This is a genomic window from Acidiferrobacter sp. (genome assembly GCF_054609335.1).
In genome coordinates this window covers 1-13,169 of the sequence record NZ_JBTRWP010000031.1, presented here as the reverse complement: position 1 = coordinate 13,169, position 13,169 = coordinate 1, and the positions used below count along the sequence as shown (strand labels likewise).

The following is a 13,169-nucleotide window of genomic DNA, read 5'->3' as shown; positions in this document are numbered from 1 at the left end:
CAAGGGGGCGACGGGTGCGCGCCCCAGGAAATCGTCCCCGATGCCGCCTATGGGTCATCGTGGGTCTGTGCGTATAGTGCCCGGTAGCGCTCGAATACGAGCGTATCGGCGTAATGGTTCTCGACGCGGGCTATGGCGGCGGCCTGCGCCGCGCGCCATCGGGCCGGGTCCTGGAGCAGGGCGATGGCAGCGTGCGCCAACGCCTGCGGATCGGCGATGCCCGTGACGTCGCCGGCGGGCCCCAGGGTGTCGCCTTCCCCGCCAAGAACCAGTTGGCGACAGGCGCCGACGTCGGTGCACACTGCCGGGACGCCGGCGGCGAAGCCCTCGAGCACCACGAGCGGCAGGCCTTCGCTGATGGAGCTTAGGACCAGCAGGTGAACCTGCGGCAGGATGTCGGTTACCCGATGGAACCCCTTGAAGTGGACATGCGTGGTGAGGTCGAGGGTGTCTACGAGATTGTGGCATTCGACCGCGTACGCCGGGTCCTCTTCCTCGGGACCCACGATCCACCCTTGCGCCCCCGGGATCGCCTCGATCACGGCGCTCATGGCGCGTATGAAGGTCTTGATATCCTTGATCGGCGTGACGCGGCCGAGTAGACACAAGACCGGCGCGGCAAATGAGGTGTCGGGGCGGGGCGTGCGCACGGCTTTGAACGGAGCGACGGGCACACCGTTTGGAATGATGAGGCTGCGACGTGGGTCCGCGCCATCGGCGATCTGGCGGGCCTGCGCCTCCGGGTAGAGGGCGATGATAGTCTCCGAGGCCTCGTAGCAGATGCGCCCGAGCGATTCGAAAAAGGCGATCCAAAGTTCCCGCAAATAACTGATCTCGCTCGGATCGCGTTCCAGGCGGCTGCGCCGATCCGCGACCCAGGCGGCATTCAGGAGGTCGATGCGCCGCTCCTTTGTGTAGATGCCGTGTTCGCTCAAGATCAGCCGACGTCCTGTATGCCAGTGCAAGAGCGCCCCCAGGAAGCCCGCGTAACCCGTGGACACTGTGTGGTAGACGCGCGCTGGTATCAGGCTGCGGGCAATGTCGGCGAGCCGCCAGATGGGGAGGTGCATATTGCGCACCGTCCAGAAGTAATCGACGAAGGAGGGGTCGGTGCAGCGTTCCTCATATGTCGCGGTGATATGGGCCCAGCTGTCCTCGCCATACAGGAACTCCTTGAGCGGGATAGTGCCGCCTCGTTCGGCGTAGAACGCGAGGTTGCGCAAGGCCTCCGGTAGGGATTGTGGTCCTTTTTCACGCAACTTGGCATGGAGGTCCCGCAGGCAGGCGGTCGTGCCTTTGAGACGCCGTGGGGTCTCGGGCGGAGGCATCTCCTCCGGGGCGAAGAGGTAATGCGTCTCGAGGTGCACGAGGTTCTCGGGGAGCGCGTAGCGCGCCTCGCCGTAGTCCTCGGGGCGGCTGCCAAGAAACACCACCGCGAAGCGGTATTCCGGCATACCGCGGATCATCTGATTAACCCATGAAGATACGCCCCCGCTCACAAAAGGGAACGTGCCCTCGAGCAATAGGGCGATATCGGCGGAGTTGGCCTTGGGGAATGGGGAGGTCATGGCGTGGCGTTCCAGAAGCGGACCACAGGCCCGATCGTGGGCACATCGCAAAGCGACGGATAGTCCCGCGCGAGCAATTTGAGGGCGGCGAAATCTCCGAGACGAAAGCGTGTTTCGGCGAGGTAGGGCAGGATCTGTCCGGGGGCCGCGTTCAGGTCCAGGGCGCGTTCGCAGTGCGTACGGGCCGCCAGATAATGCCCCTCGAGCATGGCGATGCGCCCCATGAGGACGTGGAGCGTGGGGTCATTGGGGCGGCGCTTCAAAGCGGCCAGGGCGTGCGTCTGCGCGCGGCGAATGGCGTGCTGGCGGAGGTGGTCCCGGGAAAGGTCTTGATAGAGAAGCTCCCAGTAGAGAAAGGCCAGGCGTTTTTCGAGGAGGCCCTCGTCGTCCTGAGGCCCGGGCGATTGTCTGCGCGTCAAGGCCTCGCTGATCGCCTCCGACAGGTTGCCCTCGCGCCGGTCGAGGAGTCCGTAGGCGAGAAGCCGCAGATCTTCCTCCGGGTGGCGCAGGGCGCTGCGCACGAGCGGGGACGTCTGGCGCGAGAGGCGCGGGTCGAGCGAGAGCAAGGCGCGCACCCCGCGCGCCACCCCGGCATCCTTGGCACGCAGGATCGCCCACGCGCCCCCGGCCCCCATGTGGCGTTGTCGTCCCCGCATCTCGGCGCCGAAGGCCGGCAGCCCCAGGGTCTGCGGTTCTGGTAAAGAGGAATGGCTTGCAAGTCGGGTAATGCCGGCCGCGATGAATAGCGCAATCAGAAGCCCGAGGCCTGGAATGGCGGCAATGATCACGGCCAAGAGCCAGGAGGCCTGGTGTTCGCGGTAAGACGGGGGCAATAGGTGCGCCATAGGGCGCGCCAGGCCTAAGGCCAGAACGCCGTTTGCGATCACGATATACAGAAAGAGAAGCCGTGTCGGCAGGTCGTCGAACGGGCGTCCGACGCCAGCGCGCGAGGCGTGGGAGAGGACGTAGGATGCGATATCAGGGGTCATGACGCACCCCCGCGGCCGCGCTCAAAAGGGTGAGCGCATCCTTGCTGCCGAATTCCCGGAGGGTCACGGAAAAGGTCGTGGGCCCGGGCTTGATGTTGAAGCGTTCCTCCAGGTAGGCGCTCACGCGCTCGATATAGCCTTCGGCCACGGAACGGTTGCCAAAAGGAATGAGGGTGACGAGTCGGTACGCGCCCGGTTCGCGGATACGCCAGTTGTCGTCGAGGCCGCGTGCGAGCGTCGTGAGATTGTCGAGTATCTGGTCGCGCAGCGTCCCCTTGGCGATGGTGATGGTCACGAGACTGCTTTCGAGGCCCAGCTCGCGCGCGGCGCGTGCGAGCTTCACCGTCTCAGCGGCGAAGCGGGGTGGACAGTGCGGCAACGTGACAAGCGCCTCCTGCGCCACGCGTGCGGCATAAGCGTCGTCGGCGAAGTAGGCGAGCAGAACGCTCACCGTCAGGAGATTCTCGTCGTTTAGGAACAAGAAGGGCATGGACGCGACGACGAGCAGGCCGAGCATAGTGCCGTCGGAGGCCGAAATGGGGGCGGTCACCAGGTAGGCGCTGTGCGCCCCGTCTTTGAGCGAGTTTGCGGCCCAATAAGCCGTGCGTTGCTTTTCGAGGCAGCGCGTTACGAGGATATCGGTGCGATCCAAGGCGAATGGGGCGCCGATTGAGGCGCGCGGCGGTTCATCGATGACACCCTCGGAGATCGCGTACAGCGCCGCCTGTTCGAAGCCGCCATGGTAGGCGGTCAAATGCAGGAGGCGCGCGGCGAGTCCTTCGGTGAGCGCTCCACCGTCGGTCGCTAGGGCGCGCCGCAGATCGAGGAGCGAATCGCGCAAGGTAACGGGCTTGCCGATGATGGTTTGTTCGAGCCTGTCGTGCGAGATGCGTGTCGCATGCAGCGTGCGTGTCAGGCTCTCCAGCTGCTGCGTGGCATACTGGCCCATTTGTTCCGCCCGCCGTAGCCGCAGGATCCATGTAGAGCCGTATTCACCCGCCAAGAGTGTGAGCACGACCCCACCCAGGAATTGTCCTTGCGGGAGGCCGCGCAGATGGAGTTCCGGTAGTCCCACGCGTGCCGCTACGAATGACAGGATGAGAATCCCGAGCGACAAGACCGCGGGTGCTAGCCCATAACGCAAGGCCACCAGGACCGGGGCGAACCATAGCCAAGGGAAGCTCGCATTCAGAAGAAAGGGGTCACCTGGTCTGACCGCGAACGCCACCCCGATGGCAATTACCGGTATCGCGACCGCCTCGCCCCAGGCGCGGGCCCGGAGGGAGGGTGCTAGGCGGTGGCGCAAACTCACGAAAGCAACCTGCGCACTATGGCGTTCAGGGTGTCCTCGGCGAGCACCCCCACGCTCTCGCGGGGCGAGCCGCTGCGGCTGCCGGTGGCCGTCCAGAGAACGCGGCCGCTCTTGGCGCTGATCAGGTCCACGGTGACGGCCACCGCTGGCTGTCCATCCAGGCCTATGGTATAGCGCCATTCCTGGACCGCGCCCTCTACGACGTAGCGGGCGCCCATGGCGCGCGCCTCCGCGAGCCAGGCAGCCGGTCGGGGCGCGCGACCCAGGGGCAGGCGATCTTTCTGGTGCATCGTCATGGCATGCGCGCTCTTCAGGCCGTGGGCCAGCAAGAGGCTCGTCGTCATCGAGGCGCCCCGCGAACCCGCGCCGGGGGTGGTCGTATAGTTGGCGAACGGGGCGACGGCGATTATCGCACCGTGCGCAAAGCGCGGCGCGGGACTTGCGTGCAAGGCGGTGCTCGCGCAGCCCGATAAGGTGGTGGCCATCGTGATGCAAGAGATCCATTTCAAGGCATTCATGTTCTGCTCCTACGGTTTGAAGTGATAGCTGTAGCGCAAGCCGACGGCCTGCAAACGGTTCTCGATACCGATCCCGCCTTGGCTGCGCATGTAATAGATCGCCAAATGGTCGGGCCCGATCACGGGCGTCGCGAGCCCGACGGTCACGTCGTAGCCGGCATGCGTAATGCTGTCCTCGAACACATCAAGGTCGAGGAACGGGCGCAGGTCGGGACTGTAATGGCGCCGATAGCGGTCCCCGAAGTGGATGCCGACTCCGGCCTGGGCATAACTTTGCAGGGCAAAGGGGCCCAGGCCGGTACTGCCCGCGGGCAAGAGCGGTACCAGATCAGAAGGGAGGGTCTGAGCGGCCCGGTAGTGCGCGAACGACAGCGCGGCGTCGACAGTGATATCGGGATAGCTCCGCCAGATCTTGTGGTCGTAGCCCAGGGATGTGATAAGACCCGTGCCGAGATCGCCACCCCCTTGGCCACGGAAGCTTCGGTACGCGACTTTGGCGTCGAGGCTATCACGGGCCGTGAGTGTATCGGTGTTCTCCAGGCTGAAGCCGTTTTTGACGCCTCCCAGGTATAAGGCGGGGAGGTCGGAGGCGCGCGCGTGGTAGTTCAGCCGTAGTGTCTGGCTGGTGTGAGGCCAGAGACTCGCGCGCAGGCTCGCCTGGGCGTAGGCGAAGCGTGTCACGGCCGATCGACGCCCCAGGGTCAGCTGAGATGCGCCGGACCGGCGCAAAAGACCGATGCGGAAGTATTCAGAGCGATCGAAGGGCGGAGTTGTTCCGATCAGGGTCGCGTCCGTGCGCCGGATCAGGTCATCGCGCGCGCCTGCTTCGATCTCGGTGTTGGGATTGACCATGTGGCGTACGTTGATCTCCGCCCCCATGACGCTAAAGCCCGCGCTCTGCAGGTATCGGGTCCGTTGGCTCACGCGGTCGGATTGGGAAAGCAATAGACGCCGATAGTGGTGCGCGAGAGCCCAATCGGAGCGGTTCTGGTTCAAGCTCCCGAAGGCCTCGGAAATCGCCCGTGCTGGTTCCCCGATCGCGCTCGCCGCATCGACCTGGGCGCCCCGCGGGAGGGTACGCCGGTGGTGGACCAAGAGTGCATGCAGCTGGGCGCCGTTGCGTTCGGCAAGCGCTGTGGCAAGCGCCGCCCATGCGGGCGCGTGGCCCCGATCGCGCGCGATGGCGCCGGCGGCGGGGGCGTAGGCGCCACGGGCGAGCGCATAGCCCAAGAGCAGGTCTCGACCCGCCTTACCGTGCCCGGCGCGCGCTTTCGGCGAGCAGCGACAGGGCCACGGGTGCCGTGGCAAGGCTCATAGCGAGATCGGCGCGCATCCGGCGTTCGTGGCGCAGCGGCCTTACCTGTGGCCGGAAGAGTTCCGCGAAGGCCTGCCGCCGTACCGAGATTGCTTCTTGGCCGCGACCGCTGCGGGCCAGCGCGTCGGCGAAGGGCAGCAGTAGTTGCGGATCATCGGGGTGGCGCGCCAAGAGGGCCTTCAGATAAGGGAGCGCAAGGCGCGGCGCGTCTATACGCAAGAGACAAAGGGCGTAAGGGAGCCAAAGAGGGCGGTTTGCATCCACTGTGCGCGCCCATGAGGGCAGGGTCGCAGCAAGCCGCGGAGCCTTGTCAGTCGCCACGAAAAACCACAGATAGGATTCGAGGATGTTGGTATTTCCGGGAAAACGCCGCAAGGCTTCTCGATAAATACCCTCGGCCTCCGAGCCGTGCCCCTGAAGTGTCTGGTAGCGGGCGAATTGCGTCCAGTAATAAGGGTGAGTGACCAAAGCCGCGTTGTCGCGCCGACGTGTCTGGGCGAAAGCCTTTATGAGCAAGGCGGGCGAGTGGAGTCGTTCGGCCAGGTTCAGCATGGTGAAAAAGAAGGGCGCCGCGTGGTAGCGCCGGTAGCCCTCCAGGGCCAGCAGAAAAGACGCCTGCGGGTGCTTCTTTTCATCGAGGAGTACGAGATGGATCAAATCCGCGCGGGAGGCGATTCCCTGGGCATAGAGGACGCGCGCGGCCGTGCGCGCGACGGCAAAGTCCTGACGCGCCCAGGCGAGGGCGCCCAGCGTATGATAATAGGCGAAATGTCGCTTCGAGATCTGGGCTGCATGCCGTTTCAGCAGATGATAGGCGCGCCCGGCGTGTCCGCCGCGATAGAGCAGCGAGGCCTCCGTGAGGAGCACCCGGGATGTGGGCCCATAGCGGCGCTCGTAGTCCCGCAAGGCCGCAAGTTCCCGTAGGCGTTCCCCAAGGCTGTCTTCGAGCGTGATGATAGACCAAAGATAGCCCCGGTGGGGGTCTTTGCGCATGGCCGCCTCGAGCCATATGATCGCCCGTCGCGGATGCCCCTGAATTTGATAGAGGCTGCTCATTTTTTCCACAAGGGCCGGCGCGTTCGGGTGGCGTTGCAGGCGCAGCGCGAGCAGTTGGGTCAGTCGCGTGAAGGCCGACAGGCCGCTTGCGAGCGTCCACGCGGGTTTGATGTACGAGAGATCGCCGTGACGCGCGAGATAGACCATGGCGCGCAGCGCGACATGGTTGTGCCCCGTCCAGAGAGCGGTCTGCGCAAGCCGCGCGCGCCAGGTCCGATCCTTAGGGCGGTTTTTGACCGCCACCAGGGCCACCTTGTAGGCATTGCGCACCTCTCCGGCGTTCAGGAAAACCTTGTAGGAGAGCGCGTAGTCGCGGTGATTATAGGGTTCGCGCGGTACCCCATGCCCCACGGCACCGGCATGGGCGGCGGGGCACGGGGCGGCAGTCGCCGCGATGGCGGCGCAGAGGGCCAGGAGTCGGGGCATGCGCGGCATGGCTCTTACATGAGCAGCAGTCGCCGCGCGTATGCTGCGGCGATCTTGGGTTTATCCGCGGCTCGCGCCAGCACGATCAGGCGCCGGAGAATCGCGGGGTCATCGGCGAGCAGGCCGAGATGACGGCCGCCTTCCCGCAGCGCGAGTAGCGGCTCGTTGTGGCTTTGCAGCACCTGTAGCGCGGCCAGAAAGTTCCGTGTCGCCGCCTTGCGGGTGGAGGCGTAGGTCTGCGCCAAGAAATACAGGCGTGCTGCCTCCCGTGGATGATGGAGGCCTTCGGCGGCGGTGGCGGCCAGCGCATAGAGTTTCGACCGGTGCGCGTGATTACGATGGGCGAGACCCTGATAGATGCTCATCGCCGCGCCCTCATCGTGCACCAGCGTCGCTTCTTGGGCGAGTCCGTAAAGTGCGCGCTCATTCGCGCCTGCGCGCAGTTGGCCTATGAGCAGACGCAGGGCATGCTCGTTGCGCGCCCGCGCGGGGCTGCCTTGTGGGGTGCGGTAGTTGATGGCAAGCAGGTCGCGATAGTAGAGCCAGCGCACCCGCTCTTGGAAGCCAAGGCTTGGTGTGGCTGCAAGCATCGACGCCAGTAGGCGTAAGGCGGCGATGTTGTGCCCGGTCTCGACTTCGCGGCGCGCGAGCAGAAGCATGACACTGCGGTCGCGGGTTATGTGCGCGAGCGCCTTCACGAAATAGAGGTCGACCGAGGCCGCGTGAGAATGCCGGATACGCTGCAAAAACGACCGCGGGTCGAAGAGCAGTGCGAGCGCAAGGACGATGCCAAACGCGAGACCGACAATCAGGGCGGGGGGCGCGAAGCGCTCGCGCACGATATTAGGGGCAGACGACCGCAAAGTGGCCATGGTGAGCCTCCAGGTGATAGTCGATAAGGGGTCCGTGCCGGCGCCCGACGAGAGGTTGGGGCCCGTCCGTCACGCGACAGCCCACGGTATTGCCGAGTCGAAACGACAGGGGCGCGTTGCCCCGTAAGGCGAAGGCGAGATCCGCGCCTCTGCGCGACGCGCTCGTGATGGTGGCGTTGGCATCGTGAAGATAGGGTTTATGCGGCCTTATGCGCGTCAAGCGGATGTGCACGGCCTGTCCGGGGCTTGGGGGGACGACATGGATATAGCGCACCGCCCCATGGCGATCGAAACCCACGACCCCTGAGTCCGCGCCCAAGCGCGGGTAACCGAGGTGTGCCGGGATACGCCATTCCCGCACCGCGCCCGCGTCATGGACGATCCAGCCATGCGCCCCGCGGGCGACCACCGCCTGCCCGAAATCCACGGCGATGTGCGCGAAATGGGACGGGAAGATGGGGTCCGTCCTCTGGTGCAGCGCCCACACGATCACGCGCCGTAGGGCGCGCAGACCGGCGATGCGGGCCCCCGAATAAAAGTGGTAATAGATATCGAGAGGCTTGAGGCGCCTGGGGGTGTCGGTCAGTTTGAACGTCTGGATTACGCGGATGTAGCCGTAGTAGTAAGGGCTTTTCCAACCATGGGTGTAGACGTTCTCGTCTTGCATGGGTGCGTAGACCTGAAAACGGTGGCCCTTGTAGAGCCCCAGCCCACGCACCTTGGTGACGAAGGGTTCGGCATCAGTCTCGGTGGCACCACCGCCGTTGATATTCAGGACATGGGCGCTATAGCTCAGAGCCAAGACCCGTGCGTCCGGGTCACAGTCCCCGGACCACTGGATGAGCGAGACGTGTTTACCGGGCGGCGCAATGTGCGTGTCGATCCAGTGATTTGCCCAGACGATTTCCTTGTGGGCGCTAAAGCGTGTGTAGCCCGGGACCTTGAGCGCGTAGCCATAGCGCATGGCGCCCTTGTGCCCCATGAGCGCCGGGTCGTGCTCGAGGGCCGACCAGTCGAAGGGATGCGAGAAGGTGTGCGAAGCGACCTCCACCCAGGGCAGGGCAGCTATACGTCGCGCGATCGCTGTGAGTTGCGGCGCCTGCTTTGGGAATAAGCCGTCGTGCGTAAAGTAGGACACGATGAAAGAGGCTGACGTCGGGATGCGGTATTTGTCCAGGATCTGGCTCAGGATCACCTGCGCCGCGTACTGCCCGCGATAGCGATAGATCCAGGTCTTGTTGGCGAATCCATCGCCGTCGATTTGGGCCATGAGCAGGCGCCGGCCGCTCTCGGTCGTGGTGTCCGGGACAGGCATGGCCGGCAGCCGCAGGGCCTTGCGGAAAAACCGAAACGGGTTCAGCACCCAAGCCGCCGGCGCCCCGTGCCCGCCGCGCGCTACGGCACCAAGGTTTGCCACCACATCGGGCGCAAGGGCGTAGCCGCCCCAGGGGGTGAGTCCGACTGTGTCTTCGATGGGGCCTCGCGCAGCACGCAGAGTGAGCAGGGCGTGCCCTTGGCGCAGCGTAAGCGGCAGGAATTCGTCGGGCGTGGCCGGCGCCGGACGCGCCTCAAAGCCTACATACCGCGCGTCGCTTGCCGCCACGTGATTGCGGATGAGGCCGTTGGGGACGCGTCCTACGGAGAGCCCCAGCGGGCGCAGGTGCGCGGCATCGACGGGGAAGCCGAAATTTCCGAGGATAGCGACCGGTACGCCATCGCGCATCTGCCGGCGCAGGAAGCGGTAGACCGCACCCGCCTTGGGGATATGGTCGTCTTCGAACCACGTGACGATGCCGGCATAGCGGCCCGCCAGCGTGCCCTGCGGCAGGCCCGCGGCCACGTTTTGAATCCGCGTGCTATAGCCCAGATAATTGAGGGGCATGGCCGCGTACCAGTTGAGTGAGGTGTGCTGCGCATCCATAGGTCCGCTATAGAGCATGAGGATCTTGCGCGGCATGACACGGATGCGGCCTACGCCCAGCAGAGACAGGCGGCTGTTGGTGACATAAGGAATGACACCTAAGGCGCTTATGCGCTGCGCATCGATGATCGCCTGACGCCGTTTGGCGACCGGCAGGTAGTCGATGGCCACCACCGGCAGGTCGAGGTGCTGGGCGTCTTGGAGTTTTTTCAGTAGGCGGTGGCGCGTGGCGGCCGGCACCGAGACATAGCGTCCGCTGGCTTGGTCCCAACCGTCGAACAAGGATTCGGCCGCGACCGCCGATACCAGACCGTGAATCGTCGGCAGAAGAGCGAACCCTCGGTTCAGGATGATGTGGGCGCGCGGGTGGCGGGTCTTGAGGGTCTGGATCAGACGGATGAGGCCTTGTTGCTGCGCCTGTCTTGCCGCCGGCGTCTTTGTGACCTGGCGGTAGGCATCGAGGTTGTCGAGGAAAAAGCCGCGATATCCGCGTTTCCATAAAGGGGCAAGCACGTGGCGCAAAAGGGCCTGGCGGCATGTGCGCCGTGCCTCGTTGACGATGATCGTGTCCCAGGCCGGGTCCTTGCCGAGGCCGCAGCCTTGTGGCAGCCACGAGTGCTTGTGGGCGCTGACCTCGCCTGCGCTGGCGTAGGCAAAGGCCAGGCGATCGCCGCGATCGAAACGGCGCGGTGAAAAGTGGACCTGAGGTTGGACGACCACCCAACGAAAGGCGCGCAAGGATCGGTGGGGGGGATGGGCGCCGTAGTAGAAGGCGACGCTCAAAGGGTGCGCGCGCACGCTGAAGCTGAGCGTAAGCATCACCGTGAGCACTGCTAGACGAATTGCTTGGCCGTACGCACGCATCAGGTTCGCCACTATTACGAAAAGCCGCCTTCCGAAGGCCCCAAGGGCCGTACGAGGGTCGGCGAAGCCCGAGCGAGCCCATCACGGCGAATCAGACGTTTTAACGTCTCTATTCGTCGTGTCGGCCCGTCAATCGGGCGCTATTTTCCGTGTGTTTCCCTGATGGTTATCGCGATGCGCGCGGACCAACCCCAGCCCGCCGTTTGCTGCGCCTCGGTTGTGCCCTGTCGTTCGCCTGTTATAGGACTTTATAGGAATGCTTGGCGAACGACTGTCGTAATGACACGCCCATAGAGCCATTCTACGGTAGCGTTTGTACCTTGTCCATTTCCCGCGCCCCGCGGCTTTTTTCCGGGCGATGGGCGCTTGCGCGGTTTTCTGCACCAGGGCCTGGGACAGAGGTCTGCGCGTGTCATTGGGGTCTTGAGCGCGCGGGCGGCAAACGACGCACTGAACGTGTTGGGCCTGGGTGATGGTGCGCGGCCTCGGCGGGCCTGTCACTTGTCCGTGACGGTGGTTTTTCACGAAGCTTGAGGATCGACTGGGGTAGGCGTGATCGCGGGCCGGCGGCCGACCGGTCGGCCGTCTCGGGGGTTTTGTCGGGAAGCGGGCTCGCGATCCCGCAGGTCGCCTTGCCGGTGGCTCTTTGCATGTTATCGTAGGCGCCGACGACGGGGGTTGGGTCACGTTCCCTGTTGTGGGTGGGCCCCGAAGGGCCCGGCGTTTCCGCTTTCCGCTGATCCACGGAGCGTTTAGACTACCCCGTCCCGCGAGCCATGGTGGCGCGCGCAATAAGAAGAGCCATTCTGTCAAAGGAGATGATGATATGCGAAGCCGATTGGTAATGGCAGGCCTCATGGCCCTCAGTGTGTATCCGGCTACAAGTCTTGCTCGGCTCTGGGTCGGTGGCGATCTGGGTCTGACTGGTGGGGCGCTGACGGGTACCTCGCCGATAGGTGTGTATGCCGGTCTGTCGACGCGTTCGTTTCCGCTCGGCGTCGAGGTCGGTTATCAGGCATTGAGCGCGAACCCGGGGAAGATCGGTATGTTCACAGCGACCGCCCTCTACCGGACGCCGATCACGCAGGTCCGCGGCATGTACTTCCTGGCGCGCGGGGGTATCGCCACCATTTATAGCGATCCGAGCGTCAACATACGCAGCACTACGCGGCCGCTTATAGGGGCGGGCGTGAGCTATCGCCTTGCGCGCAACGTCAATCTTCGCGCCGAGTATGACCTGATCGTCGATCCGCGCACCACCTACGGGCCGAGCCAGAATGCCGACGAACTCCTGGCGGGAGTCAGCTATCAGTTCGGGGGGATGCGCTAAGCGCTTTTGGGATGCGGGGGCGCTTGGGTGCTCCCGCACGCCCCAACAGCCATCGTATCGAACCGCTATATAAGGTATTTGACGCCGACTGCGGCCAGGAGCGCGAGGGTAGCGCGCAGGAATAGCCGTTGGCTTATACGCATGTGGAGATGATTGCCGAGATAGAGCCCGAGCGCGGCGGCAGGCGCCATGGTCGCAAAGACTAGCGTAAGCGGCCAGGTGAGCAGGCCAAAGACGATGTAGAGCCCGCCCCGTATGACGTTATCGGCCAGCGCTATGGCCTGAAACGTGGCTCGAAAGGCGCGTTTATCAAGGTGTCGCATCTGCAGATAGGCCACGAGCGGCGGTCCTCCGCCTCCGTAGAGGCTGCCGATGATGCCACCGAACACACCCAGGGGAAGCGCCCAGGGTCGGCCGATGCGTGGCATACGTTCGGGTTTGGCCACGAGCGCGTAGACCACGTAGGCGAGAATGAAGACACCGAGGAAGAGCGTCAGGCTCTGCGCATCGGTGTGGACGAGGATCACCGCTCCGATGGCAAGCCCGACAAGCGAGCCCGGAATTAGCCAGGACAGCTCCCGCCACTGCATCTCGTGAAAGTCGTAGGCCCCAAGCAAGAGCGAGCCCAGCAGGTCCAGCAATAGCACCACGGGGACCACTTCCTTCACGGGAAAACTCAAAGACAGGAAGGCCACGGCGATGAGGCCGGATCCGAAGCCTATGGTGGCGCGGACGTAGAAGGCCGCGAATACCACCATCTCGAGGAAGGCGTAGAGCCCCGGTTTCTGCAAGAGTTGCGCAAAGGTCAGGTGGATAGTCACGGCGTGACACTCTCAACCCGCTCAAGCGGGTGAGCTTCTTACCGAATAGTACGGTTCATGGGCATGCTCCAGAGAGCCCGCACACACATCCTGCGGTGCTTGATTCCGTGCTTTAGTAAGACAACGCCGACTAGACGCATCCAGTCGGTGGCCCGTGTCCGGGCTACTACTACGCCG

Annotated in this window: 10 protein-coding genes; 1 reads left to right on the top strand and 9 read right to left on the bottom strand. The window is 64.5% G+C overall.

What is annotated here, in order from left to right; translation table 11 throughout:
- Positions 1-47: 47 nt before the first annotated feature.
- The 8 genes from pelF to ACYCTF_RS09410 are packed head-to-tail and all read right to left on the bottom strand — an operon-like array spanning position 48 to position 10,841.
- Positions 48-1,568: a GT4 family glycosyltransferase PelF gene (gene pelF, locus ACYCTF_RS09445; protein WP_461284804.1), complete on the bottom strand. Its 1,521-nt coding sequence runs from the start codon at positions 1,566-1,568 to the stop codon at positions 48-50.
- The gene (locus ACYCTF_RS09440; RefSeq protein WP_461282662.1) at positions 1,565-2,557 is read right to left on the bottom strand and encodes a tetratricopeptide repeat protein; all 993 of its coding nucleotides are present in this window, start codon (positions 2,555-2,557) and stop codon (positions 1,565-1,567) included. Before ACYCTF_RS09440 ends, pelF begins: the two co-directional genes overlap by 4 nt.
- Positions 2,547-3,869, bottom strand: a complete 1,323-nt coding sequence (locus ACYCTF_RS09435) for a PelD GGDEF domain-containing protein (RefSeq protein WP_461282661.1) — start codon at positions 3,867-3,869, stop codon at positions 2,547-2,549. The genes ACYCTF_RS09440 and ACYCTF_RS09435 overlap by 11 nt, the downstream gene beginning before the upstream one ends.
- On the bottom strand, positions 3,866-4,387 hold the full coding sequence (locus tag ACYCTF_RS09430) for a penicillin-binding protein activator LpoB (RefSeq protein ID WP_461282660.1): 522 nt from the start codon (positions 4,385-4,387) through the stop codon (positions 3,866-3,868). Before ACYCTF_RS09430 ends, ACYCTF_RS09435 begins: the two co-directional genes overlap by 4 nt.
- 9 nt (positions 4,388-4,396) lie before the next feature.
- Positions 4,397-5,617, bottom strand: coding sequence for a hypothetical protein (locus ACYCTF_RS09425; RefSeq protein WP_461284803.1), 1,221 nt, complete (start codon positions 5,615-5,617; stop codon positions 4,397-4,399).
- 19 nt (positions 5,618-5,636) lie between these two features.
- Positions 5,637-7,184, bottom strand: a complete 1,548-nt coding sequence (locus ACYCTF_RS09420) for a tetratricopeptide repeat protein (RefSeq protein ID WP_461284802.1) — start codon at positions 7,182-7,184, stop codon at positions 5,637-5,639.
- A gap of 14 nt (positions 7,185-7,198) precedes the next feature.
- Positions 7,199-8,056 (bottom strand): hypothetical protein, encoded by an 858-nt coding sequence (locus tag ACYCTF_RS09415; protein WP_461282658.1) that lies wholly within the window; start codon positions 8,054-8,056, stop codon positions 7,199-7,201.
- Positions 8,028-10,841 carry an endo alpha-1,4 polygalactosaminidase gene (locus ACYCTF_RS09410; RefSeq protein WP_461282657.1) on the bottom strand — a complete coding sequence of 938 codons (2,814 nt, stop codon included), beginning with the start codon at positions 10,839-10,841 and terminating at the stop codon, positions 8,028-8,030. The genes ACYCTF_RS09415 and ACYCTF_RS09410 overlap by 29 nt, the downstream gene beginning before the upstream one ends.
- 826 nt (positions 10,842-11,667) lie before the next feature.
- Between ACYCTF_RS09410 and ACYCTF_RS09405 the strand changes: the two genes are divergently transcribed.
- Positions 11,668-12,171 (top strand): outer membrane beta-barrel protein, encoded by a 504-nt coding sequence (locus tag ACYCTF_RS09405; RefSeq protein ID WP_461282656.1) that lies wholly within the window; start codon positions 11,668-11,670, stop codon positions 12,169-12,171.
- 65 nt (positions 12,172-12,236) lie between these two features.
- On the opposite strand, the gene ACYCTF_RS09400 is transcribed toward ACYCTF_RS09405, so the two are convergent.
- Complete coding sequence (locus tag ACYCTF_RS09400) at positions 12,237-12,992, bottom strand: sulfite exporter TauE/SafE family protein (protein WP_461282655.1); 756 nt, start codon at positions 12,990-12,992, stop codon at positions 12,237-12,239.
- Between the last annotated feature and the right edge of the window lie 177 nt (positions 12,993-13,169).